Annotated in this window: 3 protein-coding genes; all 3 read left to right on the top strand. The window is 73.0% G+C overall.

Annotated features, from left to right (window positions below; genetic code table 11):
• Nucleotides 1-955: class I adenylate-forming enzyme family protein (locus AOK09_RS34375; RefSeq protein ID WP_157876154.1), on the top strand; the 955-nt coding region annotated here is incomplete at its 5' end.
• The gene (locus tag AOK09_RS34370) at nucleotides 952-2,478 is read left to right on the top strand and encodes a condensation domain-containing protein (RefSeq protein ID WP_157876153.1); all 1,527 of its coding nucleotides are present in this window, start codon (nucleotides 952-954) and stop codon (nucleotides 2,476-2,478) included. The genes AOK09_RS34375 and AOK09_RS34370, both read left to right, overlap by 4 nt.
• Complete coding sequence (locus tag AOK09_RS34365) at nucleotides 2,475-3,386, top strand: thiamine pyrophosphate-dependent dehydrogenase E1 component subunit alpha (RefSeq protein WP_055591131.1); 912 nt, start codon at nucleotides 2,475-2,477, stop codon at nucleotides 3,384-3,386. The genes AOK09_RS34370 and AOK09_RS34365 overlap by 4 nt, the downstream gene beginning before the upstream one ends.
• Nucleotides 3,387-3,437 lie beyond the last annotated feature (51 nt).

The following is a 3,437-nucleotide window of genomic DNA, read 5'->3' as shown; positions in this document are numbered from 1 at the left end:
CCATGGCAATCTGGCGTACGGCTGGGGTGGGCGGCGCCGGCCGTTCGCGCACTCGCGGTATCTGGCGCACGCGTTCCCGATCGGGACCAACGCGGGGCAGTGGATGCTGGCCAACGCCGTGGGGGCGCACCCGGCGGTGGTGACGCTGGGGCGGTTCACCCCGGGCCGTTTCGCCAGGATGATCGAGCAGTACCGGGCCGGGACGGTGTTCCTGGTGCCCACGATGGCGATCGAGTTGCTGGCGGCGGGTGCGCACACCAGGGCGGACCTGTCGAGTGTGCTGCTGCTGGGTTCGGCGGCGGCGCCGCTGCCGGGCACGGTCGCCGCGCAGCTGACCGCGGCCTTTCCCCGGGCGACGATCGCCAACTACTACACCTCCACCGAGGCCGCTCCGGCGCAGACGGTGATGCTGTACGACCCGGCGCGCCCGTCCAGTGTCGGCAGGCCGGCGTCGGGTGGGGCCGTGCGGGTCGCCACCGCGGAGGGTGAGCCGCTGCCCGCGCACACCACCGGTGAGGTGTGGATGCGGTCCCCGACGGCGAGCCGCAGCTACTACGGCGACAGCGCCGGGACGGACACGGTCTTCCGGGACGGCTGGGTGCGGATGGGTGACCTGGGTTATCTGGACGACGAGGGTTATCTGCATCTGGTCGACCGGGAGAGCGACGTCATCAAGTCCGGTGCGCACAAGGTCTCCACGCTGCATGTGGAGGAGGCGGTCTACGGGTGTCCGGGGGTGGTGGAGGCGGCGGCGTTCGGGGTGCCGCATGCCGCGCTGGGCAAGGCGGTCGCCGTCGCCGTGGTGGGTCCGGTCGACCACGCCGCCCTGCGGACCTTTCTCCGGGACCGCCTGGCACCCCATGAAATGCCGCACCACCTCCTCACGCTCGACGCACTGCCCCGCAACCACGGTGGCAAGGTCGACAAACGCGCACTCAGAGAGGTCGTCCTTTGAACCGACTCTCCAACGCCCAGCACGGAATGTGGACAGCCGCACGGACGGGCGCCGCAACCGCGTACCACATGCCGGTGGTGATAACCCTGGGCGCGCCACCCGACCGCGACGCACTCGCCGCCGCCTGCCGTGCCGTCGTCACCCGGCATCCGCAGCTCGCCGCCGCCGTACGGGAGCGCGACGGCGTACCCGTGCTGGAGCCCGCGGCGGAGCCGCCCGTGCTGGAGTCGGCGGACTCGATCGAAGAGGTCGTCACCCGTCCCTTCGACCTCGGCGCAGGCCCCCTGGTGCGCTTCGCGCTGGTGGGCGGGCGGACCCTGGTCGTCGTCGCCCACCACCTGGTCTTCGACGGGCACTCCAAGGACCTGCTGGTCGCCGAGCTCTCCGCGGCGATGGCGGCGACCACGGCGACGGCGGACGCGCCTCCGGTGACCGCCGCGTCCCCGGTGGCCGCCGCGTCCCTGGCGGACGGCGGCGACAGACCCGGGCGGGACGCGCCCGCAGACTCCGAGACCGCCCGGCAGCGCAACATCGACTCCGCCACCGAGGAGGCCGCCCGGTTCTGGGCACCACGCTGGCACGAGCCGCCGGCGACCCGGGTACCCGGCGGCGAGCTGCGCTCCCGCGCCGCGGCCCCCGGCGCGGCGCTGGAGTTCCCGCTGGAGATACCCGGCCTCGACGGGGTGACCCGGTTCGAGGTGCTGGTGGCGGCGCTGCACACCGTGCTCGCCTCCTACGGCAACGCCGAGGTGGTCACCGCCCTGGACCTCTCCACCCGCACGGCGGCCGAAGCCGGACTGATCGGCTGCCACGTCAATGAGCTGCCGCTCTTCTCCCGGCCGTCACCCGACGAGCCGTTCAGCGGATTCGCCGCCCGGCTGCGCACCGAACTGCGCGAGCTCTACCGCCACCGTGAGGTGCCGCTCGCCCGGGCGGTCCGCGGGATCCGGCCGCATGCCGCGCTCGCCCCGGTGTCGATCAGCTATCGGCGCCTGCCGGACGTGGCGAGCCCGCTGGGCGATGTGCAGTGGCTCGCCTTCAACCACAGCGTCCGGGGTGCCCTGCAGCTGCAGATCGCCCACGGGCCGCACGGCGCCCTCGCCAGCCTCCGCCACGACCCGCGCGAGCTCCCCGACCCGGCGCACTTCGCCGACGACCTGGTCGGGCTGCTGGCCGCGGTGGGCAAGGAACCCGGCCGGCCGCTGGGTGGGCTGGTACGGTTCGCGCCCGCCCCGGTCGCACCGGACGGTCCCCCCGACCCCGCACCGCTGACCGCGGCATCTGCCGCCGATGTCCCGGCCGCGGACGAAGCCCTGGTCGCACAGATCCGTACGATCTGGGAGCAGGTGCTGGACCTGGCGCCCATCGAGCCCCACGACGACATCTTCGACCTTGGCGGCCACTCGCTGACGATCACTCAGATCATCGCGCGGATGCAGCAGCAGCTGGGGCTGGAGATCGGACTGGACGACTTCTTCGACAACCCCACCATTGCCGGCGTCGTCGCCGTGGTCAGACGATGAGCACCACCGCGGCGCCGGAGGACCACCTCCCGCTCACGGAGCCGGCCGACGAGGACCTGTCGCTGATGCTCACCATCAGGGCGTTCGAGCTGAAGCTGCTGGAGCTGTTCGGCAGGGGGATGCTCAACGGGACCACGCACACCTGCCTGGGGCAGGAGTACATCCCGGTGGCGATGGAGGGGTTGCTGCGGCCGGGGGACCATGTCTTCAGCAACCATCGGGGGCACGGTCACTACCTGGCCCGGCACCGGGACCCGGAGGGCCTGCTCGCGGAGATCATGGGCCGGGCGGGCGCGGTGTGCGGCGGGGTCGGCGGCAGCCAGCACATCCGCCGGGAACGCTATCTGTCCACCGGCGTGCAGGGGGAGAGCCTGCCGGTGGCCTGCGGAGTGGCGCTGCATCTGAAGCGGGCCGAGCCGGGCGCCCTGGCCTGCGTCTACATCGGCGACGGCACCTTCGGCGAGGGCGCGGTCTACGAGGCGCTCAACCTCGCGTCGCTGTGGGGGCTGCCGCTGCTGGTGGTGGTGGAGAACAACGGCATCGCGCAGTCCACTCCCACCAGCGCGCATCTGGCGGGCAGCATCGCCGGGCGGGCGGCGGCCTTCGACGTGCCCTACCGGCACACCGACTCGGTGGACGTCGACGAGATCCGTACGCTGCTCGCGCCCGCGGTGGAGGCGGTGCGCGAGGGGGCTCCGCTGGTGGCGGAGTTCGCCACGCAGCGCCTGGGTCCGCACAGCAAGGGTGATGACACCCGCCCCGCCGAAGAGGTGGCAGGACTGCGGGAGGCCGGCTGGTATGCGCGCTGTGCGGCGCGGTTCCCCGAGCGGTTGCGGCGGCTGGAGGAGCAGGCGCGGGCCCGGGTGGACGCGGTGGCCGCGGACGTGACCGCCAGGGGGCTGTCATGAGGGTGGCGGAGAACCTGAATGCGGCGTTGCACGGCGCGTTGGAGAGCACGC

The organism is Peterkaempfera griseoplana, assembly GCF_001418575.1.
Lineage (GTDB): Bacteria > Actinomycetota > Actinomycetes > Streptomycetales > Streptomycetaceae > Peterkaempfera > Peterkaempfera griseoplana.
Note: the sequence above shows the minus strand (reverse complement) of the source record. Positions and strands in the feature narration are given on the sequence as shown.